This is a genomic window from Streptomyces sp. NPDC097617 (assembly GCF_044761485.1).
Classification (GTDB): Bacteria; Actinomycetota; Actinomycetes; order Streptomycetales; family Streptomycetaceae; genus Streptomyces.
On record NZ_JBIWCL010000004.1, the window covers coordinates 442,202 to 462,803 of the forward strand.

Here is a 20,602-nt window from a genome sequence, read left to right on the forward strand (position 1 = left end):
TGTGCCGTGCGGGTCGCCTCCCGGGCGCCCGCTCAGGACGACGCGGGTGCGGGTGCGGGTGCGAGGGCAGGAGAGGAGGGCGCCGGGGCGGTGGCGGCGCCCTCGCCGGCGTCCACGCAGTGCAGCGACACGAGGACCGGTGCCTGGAGACCCGGTGCCGGGTCGCCCGCGAAGCCGGCCACGACCGTCCAGTTGCCCTTCGTGAGGATGGTCTGCGACTCTCCGCCCGACTTGGGGCCGTCCTGCCAGCCGTGCTCGGAACGGGCCCGCGCCAAGGCCGCCTTGAAGGCGGCCTCCACCGTCTCCGGCGCATGCCGTCCCGAGAGCCGTTCGGAGCACATGCCTTGGAGGTTGGAGGGTTCGCGCTCCACCACGATCCCCTCCGCCGCCAGCACCGCCGTCATCTCCGCCACCGCTGTGTCGGCAGGCATCGGCGGGCCCGAGAACCGCGGGGGCAGGGGGCCGAGGTCCTGCAGCGGATACGCGCAGGCAGTCGCCGTCGCCGCCGTCAATGCCGCCAGGGCCAGAGACGCCAGGGCCGTGCGCGCCCGTATCCGTCGCAAGATGATGTCCGTCCTCCCGGTTCGCGGTACGGCCGACCAGTCTGCCATCCCGTCGATCTTGATCGGCCACCGGCCACCGGCCACCGGGACGGCGGGCGGTGGCCGCGGAGTCGCCCGCGGCGTGCGGGGAGAGGAGGATCGGAAGGCGCCCGGACGTCGGTTCGCGGGGCACACAAGAGACGATCACTCGTTCGAGTCATTGATTTCACCTGCAGGTTCCTGGCAATCTACCGAATGATCGGTCGGTTCTCATGATGAGGTGACGGCATGGCGGCGTACGCGGATCTCCACGACGAGGGCGAGCGGCTGGGCCGCGACGAGCTGGCGGCCCTCCAGCTCACGCGGCTGCGCGCCACCCTGCACCGTGCCTACGAGAAGGTGCCGTTCTACCGGCAGGCCTTCGACAAGGCGGGGGTGCATCCCGACGACTGCCGGTCCCTGTCCGACCTCGCCCTGTTCCCCCTGACCACCAAGGCCGACCTGCGCGACCAGTACCCCTTCGGGATGTTCGCCGTGCCGCGCTCGCAGGTGCGCCGCATCCACGCCTCCAGCGGCACCACCGGGCGGCCGACCGTCGTCGGGTACACCGACCGGGACCTCGCCACCTGGTCGGATGTCGTCGCCCGGTCCATACGCGCGGCGGGCGGACGGCCCGGCCAGATCATCCACATCGCCTACGGGTACGGGCTGTTCACGGGCGGCCTGGGCGCGCACTACGGCGCCGAGCGCCTGGGCTGTACGGTCGTGCCCGCGTCGGGCGGCATGACCGACCGCCAGGTGCGGCTCATCGAAGACTTCCGGCCGGAGGTCATCATGGTGACCCCGTCCTACATGCTGACCCTGCTGGACGAGATGGAGCGCCAGGGGGTGGACCCGCGCGCCACCTCGCTGCGGACGGGGATCTTCGGCGCGGAGCCGTGGACCGAGGAAATGCGCCGGGAGATCGAGGAACGGCTCGACATCGACGCGGTGGACATCTACGGCCTGTCCGAGGTCATCGGGCCGGGAGTGGCGCAGGAGTTCGCGGAGACCAAGGACGGCCTCCACATCTGGGAGGACCACTTCTATCCCGAGGTGGTCGATCCACTGACCGGCGCGGTGCTCCCGGACGGCGAACCGGGCGAGCTGGTGTTCACCTCCCTCACCAAGGAGGCCATGCCGATCATCCGCTACCGCACCCGGGACCTGACGCGGCTGCGGCCCGGCACGGCCCGGCCGGCCTTCCGCCGGATGGAGAAGATCACGGGCCGCAGCGACGACATGATCATCCTGCGCGGGGTGAACATGTACCCGACCCAGATCGAGGAGATCCTGCTGCGGACGCCCGGCCTGGCGCCCCACTTCCAGCTGCGGCTGACCCGGGAGGGTCGGATGGACGCCCTGACGGTACGGGTGGAGGCGCGCCGGGAGATGGACGCCGACAGGCGGCAGGACGCGGCCGCCGCCGTGGTCCGGGCCGTCAAGGAGGGGATCGGGGTATCCGTCCGGGTCGAGGTGGTCGATCCGGAGACGCTCGAGCGTTCGGTGGGGAAGATCAAGAGGCTGGTCGACCTCCGCAGCGCCGGGTAGCGCCGGTCCGGGCAGTCGAAACCACCCCTTCGGGGCCATTTCGGGGTGGCTCCCGGGAGCGGGGCGGCACTCGCGGGTAGGGCATGGGGTGTGATCTCCAGCGTCCGCCAGCTCTACGACCGGCTCCAGGGCTCCCAGATCGGGCTGGCCTGGAGCCGCGGCCGGGAGATGGAGCTGATGCACCGGGCGATGGGCTTCGCGGCCCTCGGCTTCCTCACCCTGGTGCCGCTGCTCGTGGTGGTCGCGGCCGCCGCGCCCGGCAGCGGCTCGGGCTTCGGCCGGTGGCTCGGCCAGGCCCTCGGCGTGACGGCGGCCTCGCGGGTCCGGGTCGAGATGCTGTTCGGTGCGGCGGACCTGGCCCTCGAGCGGACCACCGCTTTCGGTCTGGCCGCCCTCGCCGTGTTCGGCCTGACCTTCGGGTCGGCCGTCCAGACAGGCTACGAAAAGGTCTGGGACCTGCCGACCATGCGCTGGCACACCATGTGGCGGCACGTCGTCTGGCTCGCCCTGCTGGTCTGCTACCTCGCCCTGCTCGTGGGGATCCCCGCGCCCTCCGACAACGTCATCGGCACCATCCTCGGCGCGCTGGGCGACCTCGTCGGCACCTGCCTGTTCTTCGTCGGCTCGCAGCGCCTGCTGCTCGGGGGCCGGGTCCGCTGGCGCGCCCTGGTGCCGGGAGCGGTGGCGACCAGCCTCGGGCTGCTGGGGCTACGGATCTTCTCGCAGCTGGTCTTCTCCCCCCTCATCGCGTCCAACGCGGTGATCTACGGCCCCTTCGGCACCCTGCTGGTCGTGCAGTCCTGGCTGGTCGGCGTCGGCTTCGTGGTCTACGGCGGCGCGCTCGTCGGCCGGCTCGTGCACGAGCACCTCACCCTGCGCCGCTTGCGGCGCAGGGGGCTCCACCCTCCCGAGGACCCCGCCGCCCACCATCCGTGACGGCGCCGACCGGGACCGGTAGCCCGCCCGGAACCCCCGACCAGGGCTTCCCGGCCGGGCGTCAGGGGCGGGGCGTCCGCGGCGGAGGCTTCAGCGGCGGGGGCTTCAGCGGCCGGGCTCCGCGAAGCGGTCGCGGAGCTCCCGCTTGAGGATCTTGCCGCTGGCGTTGCGCGGGAGGGCGTCCACGAAGAGCACCCGCTTCGGGGCCTTGAAATGGGCGAGCTTCTCCCGCGCGTAAGCCATCAGCTCCGCCTCCGTCACCTCCCCGCGCGGTACCACCACCGCCGTGACCGCCTCGATCCAGCGCTCGTCGGGCAGCCCCACCACCGCCGCCTCGGCCACGCCCGGATGGGTGTAGAGCACGTCCTCCACCTGCCGTGAGGCAACCAGCACCCCGCCCGAGTTGATGACGTCCTTCACCCGGTCCACGACCGTGAAGTACCCCTGCGCGTCGCGCACCGCCAGGTCGCCCGAGCGGAACCAACCGTCCCGGAAGGCCTGCTCCGTGGCCACCGGGTCGTTCCAGTACCCCAGGCAGAGCTGCGGCGAGCGGTAGACCACCTCGCCGGCCGTCCCGTCCGGCACGTCCTTGCCGTCCTCGTCGACGACCTTCGCCTCGACGTGGCGCACCGGCCGCCCGCAGGAGTCCAGCCGCCCCTCGTGCTCCAGCGGCCCGAGCACCGTGGCGAGCGGTCCGATCTCGCTCTGGCCGAAGCAGTTGTAGAAACCGAGCCCCGGCAGCCGCTCGCGCAGGCGTTCCAGCACCGGGACGGGCATGATCGAGGCGCCGTAGTACGCCTTCCGCAGCGCGCCCAGCTCGCGCTCCGCGAACTCCGGGTGATTGGCCAGGGCAATCCACACCGTCGGCGGCGCGAAGAGGCTGTCGGCCTGCCCGGCCTCGACGAGGTCGAAGATCCGCTCCGCGACCGGCGCGTCCACGATGGTGTTCCGGGCTCCCACCGCCAGGTAGGGCAGCAGGAACACGTGCATCTGCGCCGAGTGGTACAGGGGCAGCGAGTGCACGGGCCGGTCGTCCTCGGACAGGTCCAGTGCTTCGATCGCGCTCTCGTACTCGTGCACGAGTGCCCGGTGGGTCATCATCGCGCCCTTGGGCAGGGCGGTGGTCCCCGAGGTGTAGAGGAGCTGGGCCAGCGCGCCGGGGTCCCGACCGGCCTCGAAGAGCAACGGCTCGGCCAGCTCCGCGAGGAAGGAGTCAGGGGCGTCGCGCAGCGCCCGTACCCGGTATCCCTCGGGGATCCGCCCGGCCAGGTCCGGGTCGGCGAGGACCAGGGCGCTGGCGGAGTTGTCCAGGATGTACGCGAGGTCGTCGCCGGTGAGGTTCTGGTTGACCGGGACGTGGGTGAGCCCGGCGCGGGCGCAGGCGAGGTAGGCGAGGAGGTAGGCGTCCGAGTTGTGGGCGAAGGTGGCGACCCGGTCCCCGACGGCCAGCCCGTACCGCTCCCGCAGCACGGCGGCGCCGGTGGTGACGGCCGCGTCGAGCTCCGCGTACGTCCAGCTCCGTTCGCGGTAGCGGACGGCGGGCCGGTCGGGCACCCGCCGCGCGCTGTCGCGCACCAGCCCGTCGACCGTGTTGTCCCGTACCGCTCGCCCTGCCCGCACCGCCCGGTCTGCCGTCATGGCGCGATCCTCGTCCTCCCGCACACCCAAGGTCAATAACCGGATACCAAACGGGATGTTGACAGATCATCGGACCGCCTGCATGAGCATGGGGGCACGGACGCACCGCCTGCCCAACGGGTAACCACGCCCATCCACAGGCCACTTGGGAGGACCGTTGCACCTCAGTACTCGTCCGCCACTCCGCCGCGTCGCCCTCACCGGCGCCGCTCTGCTCGCCGCGACGGCGGCGATGCCGCCCGTGGCAGGGCGGACGCCGATTCTGGCAGTTCCAGCAGACCATCCCGGGCGAGCTGAACGTCTCGGGCGCCTCCCTCCTCGGCACCGCCGTGGTCAACATCGGCTTCAACGAGAAGGTGGCCTCGAGCCACACCGTGGCCACCGGTACCCCGGTGAACCTGCACCAGCTCGCCCTCGACCCGGCCGACCCGACCGCCTACCTGGTCGACGGCAAGCCGGAGAGGATGACCCGGCGCACTGTCACCGTCCCGGTGTCGGGCGGCGCCCCGGTCACCCGTACCCAGCGGTGGTCCCGCTACGGACCCGTGGTCTCGGACCTCGGCGCGGGCCTGCCCCTGCCCTGGACCGCTCGGACGGCGTACGCGCTGAACGACCCGAACGCGGCGAACCTGCGCGGCTCCGACACCGCCCTCGCGATGGGTAAGGCCCGTTCGGTGGCCGGGATCCAGGACGCGCTGAAGCGCACCCAGGGCCTGCCCCGGGTCAACACGGTGGCCGCCGACTCCGCGGGCGGCACCCTCTTCACCCAGACCCAGGTGCTCCCCCGCATCACCGACGACCTGGCGGCCCGCTGCTCCACGCCGCCGGGCCGGGCCACCTACCCGACCTCGGGGCTGGCGGTACTGGACGGCTCGCGCGAGGAGTGCGCGATCGTCCGGATCCGGACGCGGTGCAGCCGGGCGTCCTCGGCCCGGGGAAGGCGCCGACGCTGCGGAACGCCCCCTACGCCGACTGGGCAGCGCCGCACCTGTGTGCCTGACCACTCGAGCGGCTGAGGTGGCGCCGGGTGGGCTCACGACAGCGTTGGCGGTGAAGTCCCGGCCGATCAGCGCCGGCGACGGGGCCGCCCTGGCATCAGGCTGTCAGGCCGCGACGCCCGGTGCGACGGCTGCCGGTGGGCACCGGTCCTCACGCGGACGGCCCCCTGTGCCATGCGACGGGCCCCCGACCCTGCAACGCTGGCCGAGATCCGGGTTGGCAGGCCCGGACGGGGTCGTCGCCGTGCAGGACGGACGGAGGAGGAGTCGTGGCACCTCTCGCTCGGATCCCGCTGGAAGGCGGGGGCTACGTCCTGGTCGAGGCTCCGGCCACGACCGAGGGGCCCGTGAAGGCCGGCCGTATCAGCGAGGCCATCCATGACCTCCCGGAAACGCTGCAGGAGGCGCTCGGCCCGGTCACGGAAGCAGCGCGCGTGGCCCTCGAACAGCTACGCAAAGCCCGCCCCGACGACATCACCGTCCAGTTCGGCATCGACCTCTCGGTCGCCGCCGGGGCCGTGATCGCCAAGACCGGCGCAGGCTGCCATCTGACGGTGACCATGGCGTGGAAGGGCAGCGGGCGACCTATTTCGCCCAGATGAAATGGGCGCTTGTCGTCCCGCTGGTGGCAGCGGCCGTCCTGATCGTCGTCACCCTCTGCTGCCGCCGGGTACTGGACCCCTCCCTCGTGCGCAGTGCGCGGGAGGACCGACCCCGACCCGTCGTGGCCCACGCCCACAGGCTCGTCGGCGGCACGGAGAGCCAGTGGAGCGACCCGGACGTGATCCTCCCGCCTGCCGCGCCCCACGACTGGGAGCCCCGGACCGAGTGGACCGCCCCCGGCCCGGCGCAACCAGACCAGACCGAGGCCCAGAACCCGAAGGACAGCGCGGTGACCCGCTGGCGTACCCGCGCGTACCAGCCGCCTGGTCGGCAGCCCGCAGAGCTCGGCTTCTGTGTCTCCGGCGGCGGCATCCGGTCGGCATCGGTCACCCTCGGCGCACTGCAGGCACTGCGCGGGCAACTGCTCAAGGCGGCATATCTGGTGTCGGTGTCCGGCGGCGGGTACACCGCCGGGGCCTTCCAACTGGCACTGACCGATGCCCGGCTCCGCGCCCCGGACGGGAGCCCTTCGGCGCGGCCCGGTCTCGCGAAGCCCGCGGATGTGTTCGCGCCGGGCAGCCCGGAGGAGGACCACATCCGCCGGCACGCAAAGTACCTGGCGGACGCGCCCAAGGAGAAGCTGAACGCCGCGGGGGCGGTGCTGCGGGGGATGGCTGTCTCCTTCGGCATGCTGGCGCTGGTCTTCACCGTGGCAGGTCAGTCCCTGCACCAGTTCTACTCGTACGTTCCACTGACCGAACTCCGCCCCCTCGCAGCGGAGGCGGAGGTGTTCGACTCGTCCCTTGATCTGTACCCGAACGTCTGGCACCCCGTCCTCGCCCTGTTCGGCCTGGCCGGTCTGGTGTCCGTCGGGTACGCCTTCACGCGGGCCGGCAGCGGCAAGTCCCGCCCCGCATGGCTGCGCAGCACGGTGAACACGCTCACCGGCCTCGCACTGGCGGTGGCCGTGTACGCGGTCGTCCTTCCTTCGGTGATCTGGTTCTTCGCCTCTCTGGCCCACAAAGCCGGCAAGGGGGGATATTGGGACGACAGCGGGGCGGGAGTCGCCTTACTCGGCGCGATCACGGCGGCGGCGACCGCTGCGGGTACGTGGTTCACCGCGGTCCACAAGACGGTGAAGAAGCTGAAGCCGGACGGTGAGCAGGCAGGCCCGTTCGCCAGGGGCGGCACATCCCTCGTCACGCAGGTCGGCGGCAGCTGGGTGAAAGCCGTGGTGTGCCGGCTGGTGCTGCTCCTGGTCGCGTTCTTCGGCCTCGCCCTGATGTCCTGGGCCGCCGTCTACGCGGGCAGCTGGCACGCGGGGTGGAAGTGGGGGGGGTGCCGATCGCCCTGATCGTGCTGACCCTCGTCATCGACCAGACCACCTTCAGCCTGCATCCCTTCTACCGACAGCGGTTGGCGGGCGCCTTCGCCGTGCGCCGCCCGGTGTTGAAGGACGGCTCGGTCGGTGCCCTGCCGTACGACTACAACGCCGAGCCGACCCCGCTGAACCCCTACGCACAGCGGGTGGAGGGCTTTCCTCAAGTCATCCTCGCCGCCTCCGCGGCCGTCTCGCTGCGCAACCGCACCGCGCCCGGCCGGCCCGCCGTGCCTTTCACCTTCGCCTCCGACTACTGTGGCGGACCCGACACGGGCTGGGTCCGTACCGGCACCCTGCAGAAGACGGCCCCCGCGCTGATCGGGCGCGACCTGACCGTACAGTCCGCCGTCGCCGTGTCGGGAGCGGCCTTCGCCTCCGCGATGGGCTCACAGACGATGTTCATGGAGCGGCTGCTCGCGCTGTCCAACGTGCGGCTCGGCACCTGGGTGCCCAACCCCCTGTACCTCGCGGAACTGGCGACGTACGGGCCCAACCGGATCATGCCGCGGGTACGGCGGCTGCGGTACCAACTGCAGGAGCTGGTGGGCCGGTACTCGGACACCACTCCCCTACTGCTGTGCACCGACGGCGGGCACTTCGACAATCTCGGTCTGGTCGAGATGCTCCGGCTCCGCTGCCGGACCGTCTATGTCATCGACGCTTCGGGGGACTCACCGCCGCTGGCGACCACCCTCGCGCAGGCGATCACACTCGCCTACGAGGACCTCGGAGTGACCATCACCTTCGACGACAAGGGGCAGAACCTGCTGAACCTGGTGCCCGGCAGCGCGAAACCGCTCGCGCCCGAGGCGCCGATGGCCTCTCTGAACGCCCGGTTCTCCGCCAACTGCTTGGTGCGCGGCACGATCGAGTACCCGGAACCGGTCCAGTTCTCGCCCGACGCACCGGCAGACACAAGGGGCAGATCATCTACGTGAAGGCCGGGCTGACCCCTGACATGCCGTACGAGCTGCTCAGTTACGCCCTCCGGGAGAAGGCCTTCCCCCGCCAGGCCACCTTCGACCAGTGGTTTGACCACGCTCAGTTCGACGCCTACCGGGCGCTCGGACACCACCTGGGCACCAAGGCCGCAGAGGTACCCCTCGCTCACGCAGCACGGTGCGGTGTCAGGCGCCGCGGGTCCGGGCACCCGTCTCAGCGGTAGCGGGGATCTCGTCGGTCGGCCCCGCCCGGGCTCCTGCGTCCTGCGTCCGGCCGTCCGAGGGACCCACACGGCCGGAGGAGAGACACGCCTGCCACTCACGTTCGGTGCGCGCAATCGACGCTACCCTACACAGAGTGACGAACAACAGTGCGCCGTCCCGCTCAGCCGCCCCCAGTCACATCTACTACTTCGATGTAGGGGCCGGAAATTGGCAGGGGGAGTTCACCTTCCGGGTCACCTCGTGGCGCCGCCTCCGGAACGCCCGCACCGGGCTGCGGAACCGGGCGCTCGTCGTCGCGATGGCCCTCACCCAGCGGCTGACCGGTGCGTCCCGGCTGGAGTCGACGATCGTGGCCACCCCGTCCGCGGGCGCCTTCGGCGTGGCCGATAACGTAGTCAGGGTCTCCAAGTTCGGTGTGACCCTGTACCTGTTGAAGGAGCGCTACCTGCTCGATCCTGACGGCAGGGGCGTCACCGTAGAGGCGAACGAGCAGTTCAGCCCCGTGCCGGGCATCCTGACGCGGAAGTTCACCTACCCCGCGGAGATCGAGCCCTCCGGTATGGGATCCACCTACCACATGCCGCTGCTGGGAAGCCCGTGGACAGCGACGTACCAGGTGGGAACTGACCGGCAGAGCCTGTCGGGGGAACTCGTCTGTGACTGGGCGAAGGCGACGGAGAACGCCCGCAGGGCCTCATGACCGGGGACCCGACTGCCGGTGCCGCTGCCGCCGACAAGGTCGCCGGGGTCGTCGGGGAGCTCGCCGCCCGTGTCGAGCGGTACGACGCTCTGCGGGACCCACGCGCCGTGTTCGCCTACACCTACTTCCGGCTCACCTCCGACCTCGCCGCCGTCCTGCGCGCGAACAGTCTGTCGTTCAGGGCGCCCGAGTGGGTCGCCGACCTGTCCGTCGCCCTCGCCGCGGGCTATTTCACGGCGATGGACGCCATCGACACCTGGCTGGGCCCCGTCCCCGATGCCCGGCCCGGCGGGGAAGTGCTCTCCGCAGATCTTCCGGAAACCGTCCCTCAACCCTGGCGGGACGTCTACGCCGCCTCGACCGTGCGGCACTCCTACGTCCTGGAGGAGCTGCTCTTCTCGATGATGGCGCACATGTCCTACGATCTGCCGCTGGCGCTGCGGGTCCTGGCCGCGCGCGGGGACGTACACCATCGCATCGCCGACTTCCACCGCATGAACGACCTGCTGGCCTCCTCCGTCGACGTGGTCCAGGACGAGATCGCCGCCCGCTACTGCCCCCGGCTGAGCTCACTGGACCGCTTGTTCATCCGCGACGACGAACTCTTCACCGGCTACGGGATCCGGGTCGCTCGGGGCCTGGCCTGGTTCAACTGCGACAGGCTCCTGGATCCGGGTGCGAGCGGTGAGGCGATGGGCTCCATCAGCAGGTCCACGGCCGCGTTCATCTCCGAGTTCCGCTCACCGGACGACTGGAAGCGCCGTCGCTCCCTCCAGCTCCTGCGGGGACTGATCCCCTCCCGTCGGCAGTGGCCGCCGCCGGGGACGCTTATCGAGATGGGCGGACTGTTCGGCTGACCCGGACGTCGCCCATCGCCGTAACGTGGCTTCAGGCGCAATTCACCGTCCGGAATATCCTTGAACCATTGTCTCCCGGGGAGTGCGGACGTTCCGCCAGGCAACAGAGCGCGGACGCCGCCGACATCAAGGGCCCTCGAGTTCTTGCCGCAACGATGCCGTACGAGCATCCCGGGCCGCCTTGTGCGGCGACGTAGTCGATGCTTCCTCGGGCCCTCACCGACCGGTCCCGTCCGCGGCTTCGTCAACCAGGCCTGCAACCGCTGCGCGTTGACCGGCTCTTTCCGTACCCGGCGATCTCCGCAGGTCCACTGAGATGTGCGCCCGTAGGACTGATGGTTCCGAACCGCCGCGAACCGCCCTGAGGAGCAGTCGTGCCGGGACCATCTCAAGATCGGCGGTGGCAGCTTCACCCTCGGCGGCAAGGTCTACGCGGTCGTCAAGTTCAACTCGGGCAAGATCAGGTACCACGGCGCCGTGCCCGCGAAGACGAATTCCGGCATCCCCGGCGGGGCTGTCTATCTGGAGACGAAGCCATGTGCGCACGGATCGGATGAGGTTGACGGCCCCGCGCCGCGAGGGGGCCCACCGCGAGGCGTTCCCTGGGTCCCTGGGCTGTCCGGGACGGTCACCGCCGTCCCGGACGGATCCGTTTCGTAGGGTCCTGTCACCCTTCCCCGTGCCAGTACTCGTCGTGCGTGCGGTGGGCTTCGGTCAGACCGTCGCGGAAGTACCGCTCGTAGTAGGCGTTCTCGAGGTGATGGGCCTGCAGCCACACGCCCGGTACGTGGATCGTGTCGCAGTGGGCGGGAAACCGCCCGTGAGTCTCGTAGATATAGGTGCAGATGTCCCGCGTACACGCGATGACGTCCGCGGAGTAGTCGTCTGCCTCGTGCAGGTACCGGCTGCCGAAGTCCCCCCGGTAGATGCGCGCGAACAGCCCCTCGTCGGAGTAGATGCCCTTCGGCCCGAACTTACCCGCCACGACGGCGTCGACCGCCTCGCCCATAGTCCCGTAGTTGGGCGGACACATCGCCTTGATGAGGTGTTCACCGTTGTGCCGCAGGCCGACAGCGGTCGCTCGCAGGTCTGCGTAGCGCGGGAGCGGCACCTGCCAGCGCAGGAGGTCCGCCGGTCTCCACCGCGGGGTGGTCCAGTCGAAACCGAGCATGGGACCGTAGGCGGGACGGAACTTCGGGTCGCCCAGCATGATCGACGGGGCGATCGAGGCGTGGATCCAGGCTCCGAGACCCATGGCGTCGGCGGTGAGCATGAGGTTCTGGAGCAGCAGGTCGGCCTCGATCTGCGTCCTCATGGCCCAGATGAAGCCCAGGGGCAGCTTGATGTCCTCGTTCAGGAACCCCGACTTCACCCACTTGCGCACGCCCGCCGGGCGGTAGAGGTTCCGGTCGTCGACGATCGCCGGCCGTGCACCCTCGGGCTGGGTCAGCAGGTACATCAGCCCGTTGATGTACTGGCGTGACAGGTCCACCACGGGGAAGAGGAGGGTGCTGCCCGGGAGGTTCGACAGGAACCGGTTCGAGTCGAGGTAGGCGGGGAAGTCCCGCTTCCCTTCCGGTACGTCGATGCGGTGGTCGAGCAGCCGCACCTTCGCCTCGGCGGCGCGCGAGCAGAGGGTCCCTTCGTCGAATGCCGCCGCCCCGCCGTCGGACGCAGGGGGCAGGTTGCGCAGGAAGTAGGTGCCGCTGTCGTTGATCAGGAAGAAGTGCGTGCCCTGAGCGTTGTCGGGGCTGCCCGCCGTACGGCCGGCCACGTTGAGGTTCGGCTTGGCCATGATGGGCTTGCCGTCGCGAGGGTCGGCGAACGGGCGGTCCGGCATGGTGAGGCCGGAGCACCCCGTGATGGCGATCAGGATGGCCTCTTCGAGCTCGGTGAGGGGGGCTCGTGGAGCGGTGGAGGCCCAGCTCATCGAACCGGCCTCGACCGAGCTGCCCCGGCTGACCCGGTGGGTGCGGCGACGCCAGATAGACGTGAGCAGCGGGCGGTTCACAAGGGCCGCGAACCCAGCACGGCTGTGGGTGTTCAGCGGGTCGTTCATCATGCTGTCCCTTCACGGCGCGACCGGACGAGCCGGTCTGCCCCGGCCTCGGTGCCCCGCACCGCACCGTGCCGTTCGCTGTGGGCGCGGGCCTCGCCGAGGGGAGGAGCACTGACACGGTCAGCCGCGCAGGCGTGCCTCGATGGTCTCGACGAGGCCGGCGATGACGCCGTCGGGCGAGGGGCTGTAGTGGGGGACGGCCCATCGCGTGATCCGGGCGTCGATGAGGGAGGGCCTGCCGGAGGCGAGCGCTTCACGGAACGCCTTCTCGAACTCCTCCAGCGTCTCGACCCGGTGGCCCTCGGCGCCGCACGCCTGCGCGTACGCGGCGAAGTCGGGGTTCTGGAACTCGACGAGCCCCATCTCCCCGTAGGTGACGAGCTGGAACAGTTTGATCAGCTTGAATTCCTGGTCGTCGAAGATGATCCAGATGACGGGGATGTCGTTCTCGACGGCGGTCATCAGCTCGAAACCGGACAACGAGTAGCACCCGTCACCGCACCCGACGACGACGGTCCGTTCCGGGTGTGCGAGCTTCATGCCGATGGCGCCGTTGACATGGCCGGCCATCGGCCCGAAGGAACCGACCTTGCGGAAGTTCTGCCCCTCCTCCAGCTCGACGTAGTAGCTCAGCCAGGCGAGATGTGCTCCCGCATCGGCGAGCAGAACACCTCCTGGAGGCAGCATCCTGCCGATCGCCTGGGCCAGCTCACCCGGGTGAATCTTTCCGGTCAGGTGCGTGATGTGACGGGCTTCGTAGTCGCGGCCGTCGACATCGACCGCCGCGACGTCGCCGACCCGTCCGTCGAGTGCCTCGTGGAGGGCGGCCATCCCGAGGCGGGCATCGGAGAGCAGCGCGTAGTCGGGCCGATAGGCCTTGCGGAACTCGGTCTCGGAAATGTTCACATGGACGAGCACTTTGTTCTCGAACAGGTCTTCGCGGTAGTTGAAGGTGGCGTGCTGATTCAGGGAGTTGCCGATGCACAGCACGACATCGGCCTCGCGGAACGCCTTCCACGCGCTGGCGTGTCCGCTGTCCGCGAAGACGCCCACCGAGAGCGGGTGCCCCTCGGAGACGATGCCCTTGCCGTCCAGTGTGGTGAGCAGGGGGATCTGGAACCGTTCGATGAAGCGCCGGACCTCCGCTCCCGCTCCACTGCGGATCGCGCCGAACCCGACGAGCGCCACGATGCGCTTGCGCCGCGCGAGGGCGTCGGCCAGCATCGAGGCGATCGCCTCCACGCGGGCCGGATCCGGGACGACCGGGGCCACGTCGAGCCGGATGTGCCGGAAGTTCGTCACCTCGACACCGCGGTGGGTGAGGTCCTCGGGCACGTGGATGTGCACCGGACCGGGCCTTCCTTCGAAGGCGATGTTGACGGCCTCCTCGAGCACATCACACGTGTCGGCGGCATCGGTGAGCAGGAACGACCTCTTCGTCGTGGCGGCGAACATGGCCCGGGAGTCGGGCGTCCGGTTCAGGCCTGAGGTTTCGTTGAGGGAGCCCCAGCCCTGCCATGCCCTCGAGGCGTATCCCGAGACCGCCAGGACGGGGTAGGAGTCGGACATCGCCACAGCCAGACCGGAGAACAGGTTGAACGCACCCGGCCCGGCCGTTGCGAAGCAGAATCCCAATTCGTTCGTGTACATCGCGTGGCCGCACGCCATGAAGGACGCAGCCTGCTCATGGCGCGTGATGACCGGCCGGATCTGCTGTGAGTGCTTGAGCGCCAGCATCAGGCCGGCGGCGTTCTCTCCGGCACCGCCGAAAGCGGCCCGTACTCCGATGTCTTCCAGGCCTTTGACCACGGCCTCGTAAACCCTCATCGCCGTTCCCTCGTCCGCTCCCCCGCATTTGTTGTCGGCGAGTGCGGTATCGACGCGGCACGTGGTGCGGCCGTGTCGGCACAGTCACCCATGACGGAGCCGCCTCGAGCGTCCCCGGATGCCGGGAATGACGCCTCGGGCGAGGAGCTGTGGTCGGTGTGGCCCGCTGTGGCGGGAAGAAGCATTCGCACGCGCCGGACACCTCTGCCGTGCGGGCTTCCGGAACCAGTTTGCCAGTACTCGTCACATCCCGCTCCCGCACGTGCAGTGGTCCGTAGGAGTGGCAGGGCCGGCGTCACCGCTCACGGCGCCCGCAGAACTGGTGCCTGCTGTTCCCTGCCGGGGCTCGAAGCGGACGCCACCCGTCTGCGTTGTTCCGCGTGCCGCGGCCGCACCTCTGGGTCAGGGTTGCCGTGTGTAACCCAGGTGCCCGCGGACCCAGTCCCGGGCAGCCGTGCAGCGTCATCGCGTCGTCCGCCGGCAACGCATCCGGACAGCGGGGCGCGCCCAGGCGAAGAGGCACACATGGCCGAGATCAGGCAGTACGAGCACTACGTGGGCGGCAACCCGGAGGCGGAACGAATCGTCTTCGAGCGGCTCGCCCGTGAGCTCATGCGGGTCCAGCTCAAGTCCAGGAAGCGCAGTGGCGCCGCCGACCTCGCGCGTACGTTCCACGCAAAGGCCGTTCTGGGTGTGGAGAACGCGCGTCTGACCTTCGCCCGCGACCTGCCCCCCGACCTGCGGACCGGCTTCGCCCAACCTGGTGCCCGGTACCCCGTCACCGTGCGGCTCTCCAATGCGAACGGCGCCCGCCGGCCCGACCACTCCCCCGATCTGCGCGGAGCGGCCCTGCGCATCGCGGCAGGAGCCGATGAGGCGCACGACCTGCTGATGACGAGCCATCCGGTCTCGCATGCGCGCAACGCCCGCGAGTTCGTCGAATTCGCGAAAGCCATGGCGGGCGCCGACTCGACACCGCGCAAGGCCCTCGCGCTGTTCGTCACCCTGCCGCTCGCGGTGGGATGGTCCACGGCCGCGCGCATGCGGCGCAACGTACGTGCTGGTACGAGCCGCACGGTGCGCAGCCTGGCGCTGGAGACGTACTGGAGCCGCGGCGCCATCCTGTGGGGTGACGCCGGGCCGGTGCGCTATCAGCTGAGCCCTGCGGACGGTGCTCCACCGGCCCCCGCCCCCTCCGCCACTGACCCCGATTTCCTGCAGCACGAACTCGCACGGCGGCTGAAGGAGACAGACGTCGTCTTCGAGTTGTACGTGCAGCGCTATGTGGATGCCCGCCGGACTCCCATCGAAGACGGCGCGGCCGAGTGGAAGGAGGAGGACACGCCTCTCCTGCGGGTGGCGACGCTGACCATCCCGCGCCATGACATCGGCGCTGCCGAGGCCCGCGCCGCAGCTGGACGGGTTGACGAGCTCGCCTTCAACCCGTGGAACACAACGGAGGAGTTCCGGCCCCTCGGGAACCTCAACCGTGCGCGCAAGGTCGCCTACGAAGCCAGCAGCGCCCACCGCCTGGGCCTCCGGTTCGCCTCCGTCGAGCCCCGGCGCAACGCCGTACTGGGTGTGCCGTTGCGCGCCGCCTTCCGCGGCCTCAATCGATGCGTCCCCTGGCACCGGCTGCCCACGAGCCTCGGCCTGCTGAACCTCCTGGCCTTTCGGCATAAGCTGCGCCAGGACAACCTGATCGACACCGAGGTCCGCGAGGCTCCGCCCCGAGCCCAGCCCGTACCCGATCCCATCGTCGAAGACATGCGGCTCGCGCGGAGCTACGACGGCACCTGCAACGACCTGTCCGCACCGAGGATGGGCGCTGTCGGGTCCGCTTTCGGCCGCAACCTCGCACCCGTCTACCAGCCGGAGCTGTTCGACGTACCGAACCCGGTCACGGTCAGTCGGGAGCTGCTGCACCGCGACGTCTTCATCCCTGCACGCTCCCTCAACGTCCTGGCCGCCGCCTGGATCCAGTTCCAGGTGCACGACTGGGTCAACCACAAGCGCTACCCCACCGGCACGAAGAGCGTCGAGGTGCCGCTCCCTCCCGGTCTCACGTGGAAGAACACGCCGGGCGGACGTCCCGAGGGGGTCATGCGCTTCGCCGAGAACGAGGGGCTGCACCGTGTCGACGGCAAGGGTCCGCCGACGCTGTTCGCCAACGCGGCGTCCCACTGGTGGGACGGCTCCGAAATCTACGGCGGCAACGAGGACACCGGAAGGTCGCTGCGCGAGCCGGGCGGCGGTGCCGCGCTGCGCCTGGAGGAAGGCCACCTGCCGGCCGGGCCGGACGGCCTCCCGCTCACCGGGTTCGCGGAGAGCTGGTGGTACGGCCTCAGCTCCTTGCAGACCCTCTTTGCCCGCGAGCACAACGCCGTGTGCGAAGCGCTGCGGCAGGAGTACCCGAAGCTGACCGAGGACCGCGTTTACCACACGGCGCGCCTGATCGTCTCGGCTCTCATCGCGAAGATCCACACTGTGGAGTGGACCCCCGCGATCCTCGCCACCGAAGTGATCGACATCGGCCTGAAGACCAACTGGCAGGGGCCTCCGAAGAAGTGGCTCGAACAATTGGGACTGTGGCTCTTCGAGGCGCATTCGCTGACCGGCATCCCCGAGACCCTGCCGGACCACCATGCCGCTCCGTACTCGCTCACCGAGGACTTCGTCACCGTCTACCGCATGCACCCGCTGCTCCCCGACGACTTCGAGATCATGGACCACCGGCTCGGCGGGAGGCTGGACACCCTCGGCTTCAACGACGTCCAGGGCCCCGCCGCGGAGGCGCTCATCCGCTCCACCGGTCTGGCCAATTCTCTGTACTCACTCGGTATCGCTCATCCCGGCGCGATCACCCTGCACAACTATCCCCACGCCCTGCGGGCGTTCGAGCGGGACGGGGAGATCATCGACCTGTCCGTGGTCGACCTGACACGCTCCCGGCGCCGCGGCGTGCCGCGCTACAACGACTTCCGGGCCGGTCTGCACAAGCCACGCGTGCGGCGGTTCGAGGACGTGTCCTGCGACGCGGAGACGGTCGCACGCCTGAAAGAGGTCTACCGCGATGTCGATCAGATCGACACCATGGTGGGTCTCTTCGCCGAGAACCCGCCGCGGGGCTTCGGCTTCAGCGACACCGCCTTCCGTATCTTCATCCTGATGGCGACCCGCCGCTTGCAGAGCGATCGCTTCCTCACGATCGACTTCAGGCCCGAGGTGTACACCCCGTTGGGCATCGACTGGATCGAGCGCAATGGCCTGGCCGGCGTGGTGCTGCGGCACTGCCCCGAGTTGGCGGGCCTCCTCCCACGCAAGGCCACCGCGTTCGCGCCCTGGCGCCCGGCTACGGCGAAGAAGGGCCAAGTCGGTCGCGGTTGAGGACTGCCGGTGTCAGATCGTGAACGGCTTCTGCTCGAGGAAGCCATCCGCCGGGCTGCCCGTCGTGTAGAAGTTCGGGCTCTGGATGGCGGGCATGCGCTTTTGGATGTCGCGGTGGAAAGTGCGGTAGTCGCCCTGGAAGGCGCCCTTCCCCCACACCTCGAGAAGGTTCGCGGTGAACAGTCCGTTCACGTCTCCGTCGGACGCCACCTGGTTGTCCTGGCAGGCGCCGATCAGCACGGCGCCGGGCGCCGGGCGGCGGCCGTCGTCGTCCTTGAGTTCGCGTTGGAGGCCCTCGTAGAACGCCCGGTCCCGGGTGAAGATCTGCTGCTGCTTGAGCAGCGGCATGAGTCGGGACGCCGCCTCCACCTGCCCCGGGTCACGGGTCTGGAACTGCGACTGCAGCGCCTCCGGGGTGAGCAGCCCCTGGAGGGACTCGATGGCGCTGCCGCTGTGACAGCAGTCCAGCAGGGCGAAGATCCTGACCCCCTCCTCGAACCGCCGGAACTCCCGGTACAACTCGTCGTCGATGAATTGGCGGTCGAAGAACACCAGCGTCTCGTCCAGCCGGTCGGGCTCGTCGTCCGATCCGACGACGTTGTCCATCTGGCCGCCGTGGCCCGAGTAGGTGAAGAGCAGGATGTCCCCGCTCTTGAGCCGTCCGGCCGCCTTGCGCAGTTCCCCGGTGATGTTCTGCGCCGTGCAGTCGTCCGTCAGGATCACGGTGTCGCCGAACCCGCCGGCGCGGGCCACCGCCGCCATGTCGCCGGCGTCGTTCTCGCAGGCCAGGAGCTTGCCGTCCCAGCCGTCGTACGCGGCGGGATCGACGTTGTTGAGACCGACGTGGATGGACAGGCCAGTGGGCACGGGTACTCCTCGGGGCGTGGCAGGCAAGCGGGGTCGACAGCATGGGTTCCGCGGCGGACGCCGCCTGAACCGGGGCGTGAGGGACGCCGCCCGATCGGGCCTGCCGAGGGGAGCCGCTGTTCGGGTGAGCCGTGACAGCGGACCGTAAACGATCACTTACGCACGGTATTGCTATGATATGAACGCAATCGACACACCGCCGGACCGGGCTGCGGGCGCCAAAGCGCCGCAGGACTCTCTCGCCGATCGCACCGGCTACGACGAGTCCTTCCTCGGCGCCGCCATCCCGCTCCCCCTCCCGACCGCGGCCGGGATCGAAACCGTGGTCCTGCCATACACCCACTTCACCGTCGTCCTGCGCCCCGATCGCAGGTTGGCCGCCTCCACCGCCGTCTGTATCGACGGCGAGCTGATCATGGAGGACGTGCCCCGTGACGACGCATGGGTGTTCGACCCCCGCGTACCGGAGGCCCAGCAGGCCGGCAACGACATCTACCGCGACAACTCCCTCGACCGGGGACACCTGGTCCGGCGCCTGGACCCGGTCTGGGGTGCCACGGGCGAGGCCCACCGCGCGAACGCGGACACCTTCCACTTCACCAACGCGGCACCACAGCAGGACGTCTTCAACCAGGGCAAAGAGCTGTGGCAGGGGCTGGAGAACCATCTGCTGGACCACGCGGCCCGGTTCGACCGCAAGCTGTCCGTCTTCACCGGTCCCGTCCTGCACGAATCCGACCCGCCCTACCGGGGCATCCAGGTGCCGCTGCGGTTCTGGAAGGTGGCCGCCTTCGTCCAGAACGGCCGACTGGCCTCGACCGGGTACGTCCTCGACCAGAGCCCGGACCTCAGCCGGGAGCGCGAGCGGGCGATGGCGGGGGCCGGCCCCGGCGCTCCGCCGCCGCTCGGCCCGTTCCGCACGTTCCAGGTGCCGGTCACCGACATCGTCGAGCTCACCGGCCTCGGCTTCGGGCCGCTGCCGGCCGCCGACCTCATGCCCGTCACCCGCGCACCCGCGGACCGCTGGAAACGTCTCGAGAGCTTCGAAGACGTGGTCCTGGGCAGCTGAGGTGGACGACGCCACCGTCGTCTACATCCACGGCAACGGGAACAAGGTCCGCAAGGAACTGCTCAAGTCCCAGTGGGACAAGGCGCTGTTCGGCACGGACATGGGCGCGGCGTCGCGGATGGCCTATTGGGCGCCGGTCCGGTACGGCACCCCCTTGCCCGACGACGGGCCCGACCCGCTGTCCGGCGGACTGCCGTCCGTCCGGGAGCTCCCGGACGGACGGCTGCCACGGACCCCGGAGGAGTTCATCGAGCACACGCTCCGCGAGGCGCGCCGGAAGGCGGCCCCCGGGCTCGGGAGACCGTCGGCGCGGGCCGGGGACGAGAAACTGGCGAACTGGCTGGCGAAGATGACGTACTCGGCGGAGACCCTCGGCCGGGCCGAGGACGCGGTGCCCGAACCGGCCTCATCGGACCTCGCCAGGGCGCTGCCTCTCCCCCGGTTCCTGCGCGCGCCCCTCTTCGAGCTGCTCGTGAAGGCCACCTTCGAGGACGTCTACGCGTACTTCTTCGGCGGGGTCGGCGAGGCGATGCGCGAGGCGGTCCGCGGCGAGCTGGCCGAGGTTCGCGGCGGGCCGCTCGTCGTGCTGGGGCACAGCCTCGGCACGGTCATCGCCTACGAGGTGCTCCGCGAGGAGCGACGGGACGTCAGCCTGCTCGTCAGCGCGGGATCTCCTCTCGGCATCACCGAGGTCCAGGACCTGCTCGCGCTCCCGACAGCGGTCCCGGCGGGTGTGGCGGCCTGGTGCAATGTCTCCGACCTGCGGGACCTGGTGCCCCTCGACCACTGGCTGCGGCCCGAGTACGGACCGCCCGGCCTCGTCACGGACCATCTGGTCACGAACGACAGCGACAACCATCACGGCGTCGCCCAGTACCTGCGGAGCGCGCCCGTCCAAAGGGAGGTCGGCGCGCTGTTCGACCGCGTTGCGACGGACCGGGTCGAGTGAAACCATTACAGGTATCAGGCAGTCCGTCTTCCA

The 20,602-nt window shown here is 70.0% G+C and carries 16 protein-coding genes and 1 pseudogene; 12 read left to right on the top strand and 5 right to left on the bottom strand.

Annotated elements, in window-relative coordinates; translation table 11 throughout:
* Positions 1-32: 32 nt before the first annotated feature.
* Positions 33-431: a hypothetical protein gene (locus tag ACIQZO_RS10885; RefSeq protein ID WP_403623290.1), complete on the bottom strand. Its 399-nt coding sequence runs from the start codon at positions 429-431 to the stop codon at positions 33-35.
* A gap of 399 nt (positions 432-830) precedes the next feature.
* Between ACIQZO_RS10885 and paaK the strand changes: the two genes are divergently transcribed.
* Both paaK and ACIQZO_RS10895 read left to right on the top strand, forming a co-directional pair.
* The gene (paaK, locus tag ACIQZO_RS10890; protein WP_403623292.1) at positions 831-2,132 is read left to right on the top strand and encodes a phenylacetate--CoA ligase PaaK; all 1,302 of its coding nucleotides are present in this window, start codon (positions 831-833) and stop codon (positions 2,130-2,132) included.
* Between the two features lie 168 nt (positions 2,133-2,300).
* Positions 2,301-3,068 carry a YhjD/YihY/BrkB family envelope integrity protein gene (locus tag ACIQZO_RS10895; RefSeq protein ID WP_403623407.1) on the top strand — a complete coding sequence of 256 codons (768 nt, stop codon included), beginning with the start codon at positions 2,301-2,303 and terminating at the stop codon, positions 3,066-3,068.
* A gap of 105 nt (positions 3,069-3,173) precedes the next feature.
* Here the strand turns inward: ACIQZO_RS10895 and ACIQZO_RS10900 are convergent, their stop codons facing one another.
* Positions 3,174-4,706 carry a fatty acyl-CoA synthetase gene (locus tag ACIQZO_RS10900; protein WP_403623295.1) on the bottom strand — a complete coding sequence of 511 codons (1,533 nt, stop codon included), beginning with the start codon at positions 4,704-4,706 and terminating at the stop codon, positions 3,174-3,176.
* Positions 4,707-4,945: 239 nt separating this feature from the next.
* Here ACIQZO_RS10900 and ACIQZO_RS10905 point away from each other — a divergent pair.
* From ACIQZO_RS10905 to ACIQZO_RS10935, 7 genes and pseudogenes are all read left to right on the top strand, one after another.
* A pseudogene (locus ACIQZO_RS10905) lies at positions 4,946-5,679 on the top strand (penicillin acylase family protein); the annotation flags it as partial.
* Between the two features lie 294 nt (positions 5,680-5,973).
* Positions 5,974-6,306 (top strand): CU044_2847 family protein, encoded by a 333-nt coding sequence (locus tag ACIQZO_RS10910; protein WP_403623297.1) that lies wholly within the window; start codon positions 5,974-5,976, stop codon positions 6,304-6,306.
* Entirely contained in the window at positions 6,303-7,661 is a 1,359-nt protein-coding gene (locus tag ACIQZO_RS10915) for a hypothetical protein (protein WP_403623300.1), read from the top strand. Before ACIQZO_RS10910 ends, ACIQZO_RS10915 begins: the two co-directional genes overlap by 4 nt.
* Positions 7,646-8,626: a hypothetical protein gene (locus ACIQZO_RS10920; protein ID WP_403623303.1), complete on the top strand. Its 981-nt coding sequence runs from the start codon at positions 7,646-7,648 to the stop codon at positions 8,624-8,626. Before ACIQZO_RS10915 ends, ACIQZO_RS10920 begins: the two co-directional genes overlap by 16 nt.
* Positions 8,623-8,853, top strand: coding sequence for a hypothetical protein (locus ACIQZO_RS10925; RefSeq protein WP_403623306.1), 231 nt, complete (start codon positions 8,623-8,625; stop codon positions 8,851-8,853). The genes ACIQZO_RS10920 and ACIQZO_RS10925 overlap by 4 nt, the downstream gene beginning before the upstream one ends.
* 134 nt (positions 8,854-8,987) lie before the next feature.
* Entirely contained in the window at positions 8,988-9,554 is a 567-nt protein-coding gene (locus tag ACIQZO_RS10930) for a hypothetical protein (protein WP_403623309.1), read from the top strand.
* A complete protein-coding gene (locus tag ACIQZO_RS10935; RefSeq protein WP_403623312.1) occupies positions 9,551-10,411 on the top strand; it encodes a DUF5995 family protein in 861 nt (286 codons plus the stop codon). The genes ACIQZO_RS10930 and ACIQZO_RS10935 overlap by 4 nt, the downstream gene beginning before the upstream one ends.
* A gap of 667 nt (positions 10,412-11,078) precedes the next feature.
* Here ACIQZO_RS10935 and ACIQZO_RS10940 read toward each other — a convergent pair.
* On the bottom strand, positions 11,079-12,473 hold the full coding sequence (locus ACIQZO_RS10940) for a hypothetical protein (protein WP_403623315.1): 1,395 nt from the start codon (positions 12,471-12,473) through the stop codon (positions 11,079-11,081).
* Between the two features lie 117 nt (positions 12,474-12,590).
* Positions 12,591-14,297: a thiamine pyrophosphate-binding protein gene (locus ACIQZO_RS10945; protein ID WP_403623318.1), complete on the bottom strand. Its 1,707-nt coding sequence runs from the start codon at positions 14,295-14,297 to the stop codon at positions 12,591-12,593.
* A 525-nt stretch (positions 14,298-14,822) separates the two neighbouring features.
* Here ACIQZO_RS10945 and ACIQZO_RS10950 point away from each other — a divergent pair.
* Positions 14,823-17,684, top strand: coding sequence for a peroxidase family protein (locus tag ACIQZO_RS10950; protein ID WP_403623321.1), 2,862 nt, complete (start codon positions 14,823-14,825; stop codon positions 17,682-17,684).
* 12 nt (positions 17,685-17,696) lie between these two features.
* Here ACIQZO_RS10950 and ACIQZO_RS10955 read toward each other — a convergent pair whose 3' ends face one another.
* On the bottom strand, positions 17,697-18,551 hold the full coding sequence (locus ACIQZO_RS10955; RefSeq protein WP_403623324.1) for a caspase family protein: 855 nt from the start codon (positions 18,549-18,551) through the stop codon (positions 17,697-17,699).
* A 178-nt stretch (positions 18,552-18,729) separates the two neighbouring features.
* Here ACIQZO_RS10955 and ACIQZO_RS10960 point away from each other — a divergent pair, with 178 nt between their 5' ends.
* Positions 18,730-19,620 carry a DNA/RNA non-specific endonuclease gene (locus tag ACIQZO_RS10960; RefSeq protein WP_403623328.1) on the top strand — a complete coding sequence of 297 codons (891 nt, stop codon included), beginning with the start codon at positions 18,730-18,732 and terminating at the stop codon, positions 19,618-19,620.
* Between the two features lies 1 nt (position 19,621).
* Positions 19,622-20,569: a hypothetical protein gene (locus ACIQZO_RS10965; RefSeq protein WP_403623331.1), complete on the top strand. Its 948-nt coding sequence runs from the start codon at positions 19,622-19,624 to the stop codon at positions 20,567-20,569.
* Positions 20,570-20,602: the final 33 nt, after the last annotated feature.

What these genes read in the sequence shown, in the direction of transcription:
- ACIQZO_RS10885 (WP_403623290.1), bottom strand. Translation starts at nt 431, where the DNA reads ATGCCTGCCGACACAGCGGTGGCGGAGATGACGGCGGTGCTGGCGGCG.
- ACIQZO_RS10945 (WP_403623318.1), bottom strand. Translation starts at nt 14,297, where the DNA reads ATGAGGGTTTACGAGGCCGTGGTCAAAGGCCTGGAAGACATCGGAGTA.
- ACIQZO_RS10950 (WP_403623321.1), top strand. Translation starts at nt 14,823, where the DNA reads ATGGCCGAGATCAGGCAGTACGAGCACTACGTGGGCGGCAACCCGGAG.
- ACIQZO_RS10895 (WP_403623407.1), top strand. Translation starts at nt 2,301, where the DNA reads ATGGAGCTGATGCACCGGGCGATGGGCTTCGCGGCCCTCGGCTTCCTC.
- paaK (WP_403623292.1), top strand. Translation starts at nt 831, where the DNA reads ATGGCGGCGTACGCGGATCTCCACGACGAGGGCGAGCGGCTGGGCCGC.
- ACIQZO_RS10940 (WP_403623315.1), bottom strand. Translation starts at nt 12,473, where the DNA reads ATGATGAACGACCCGCTGAACACCCACAGCCGTGCTGGGTTCGCGGCC.
- ACIQZO_RS10915 (WP_403623300.1), top strand. Translation starts at nt 6,303, where the DNA reads ATGAAATGGGCGCTTGTCGTCCCGCTGGTGGCAGCGGCCGTCCTGATC.
- ACIQZO_RS10900 (WP_403623295.1), bottom strand. Translation starts at nt 4,706, where the DNA reads ATGACGGCAGACCGGGCGGTGCGGGCAGGGCGAGCGGTACGGGACAAC.
- ACIQZO_RS10960 (WP_403623328.1), top strand. Translation starts at nt 18,730, where the DNA reads ATGAACGCAATCGACACACCGCCGGACCGGGCTGCGGGCGCCAAAGCG.
- ACIQZO_RS10935 (WP_403623312.1), top strand. Translation starts at nt 9,551, where the DNA reads ATGACCGGGGACCCGACTGCCGGTGCCGCTGCCGCCGACAAGGTCGCC.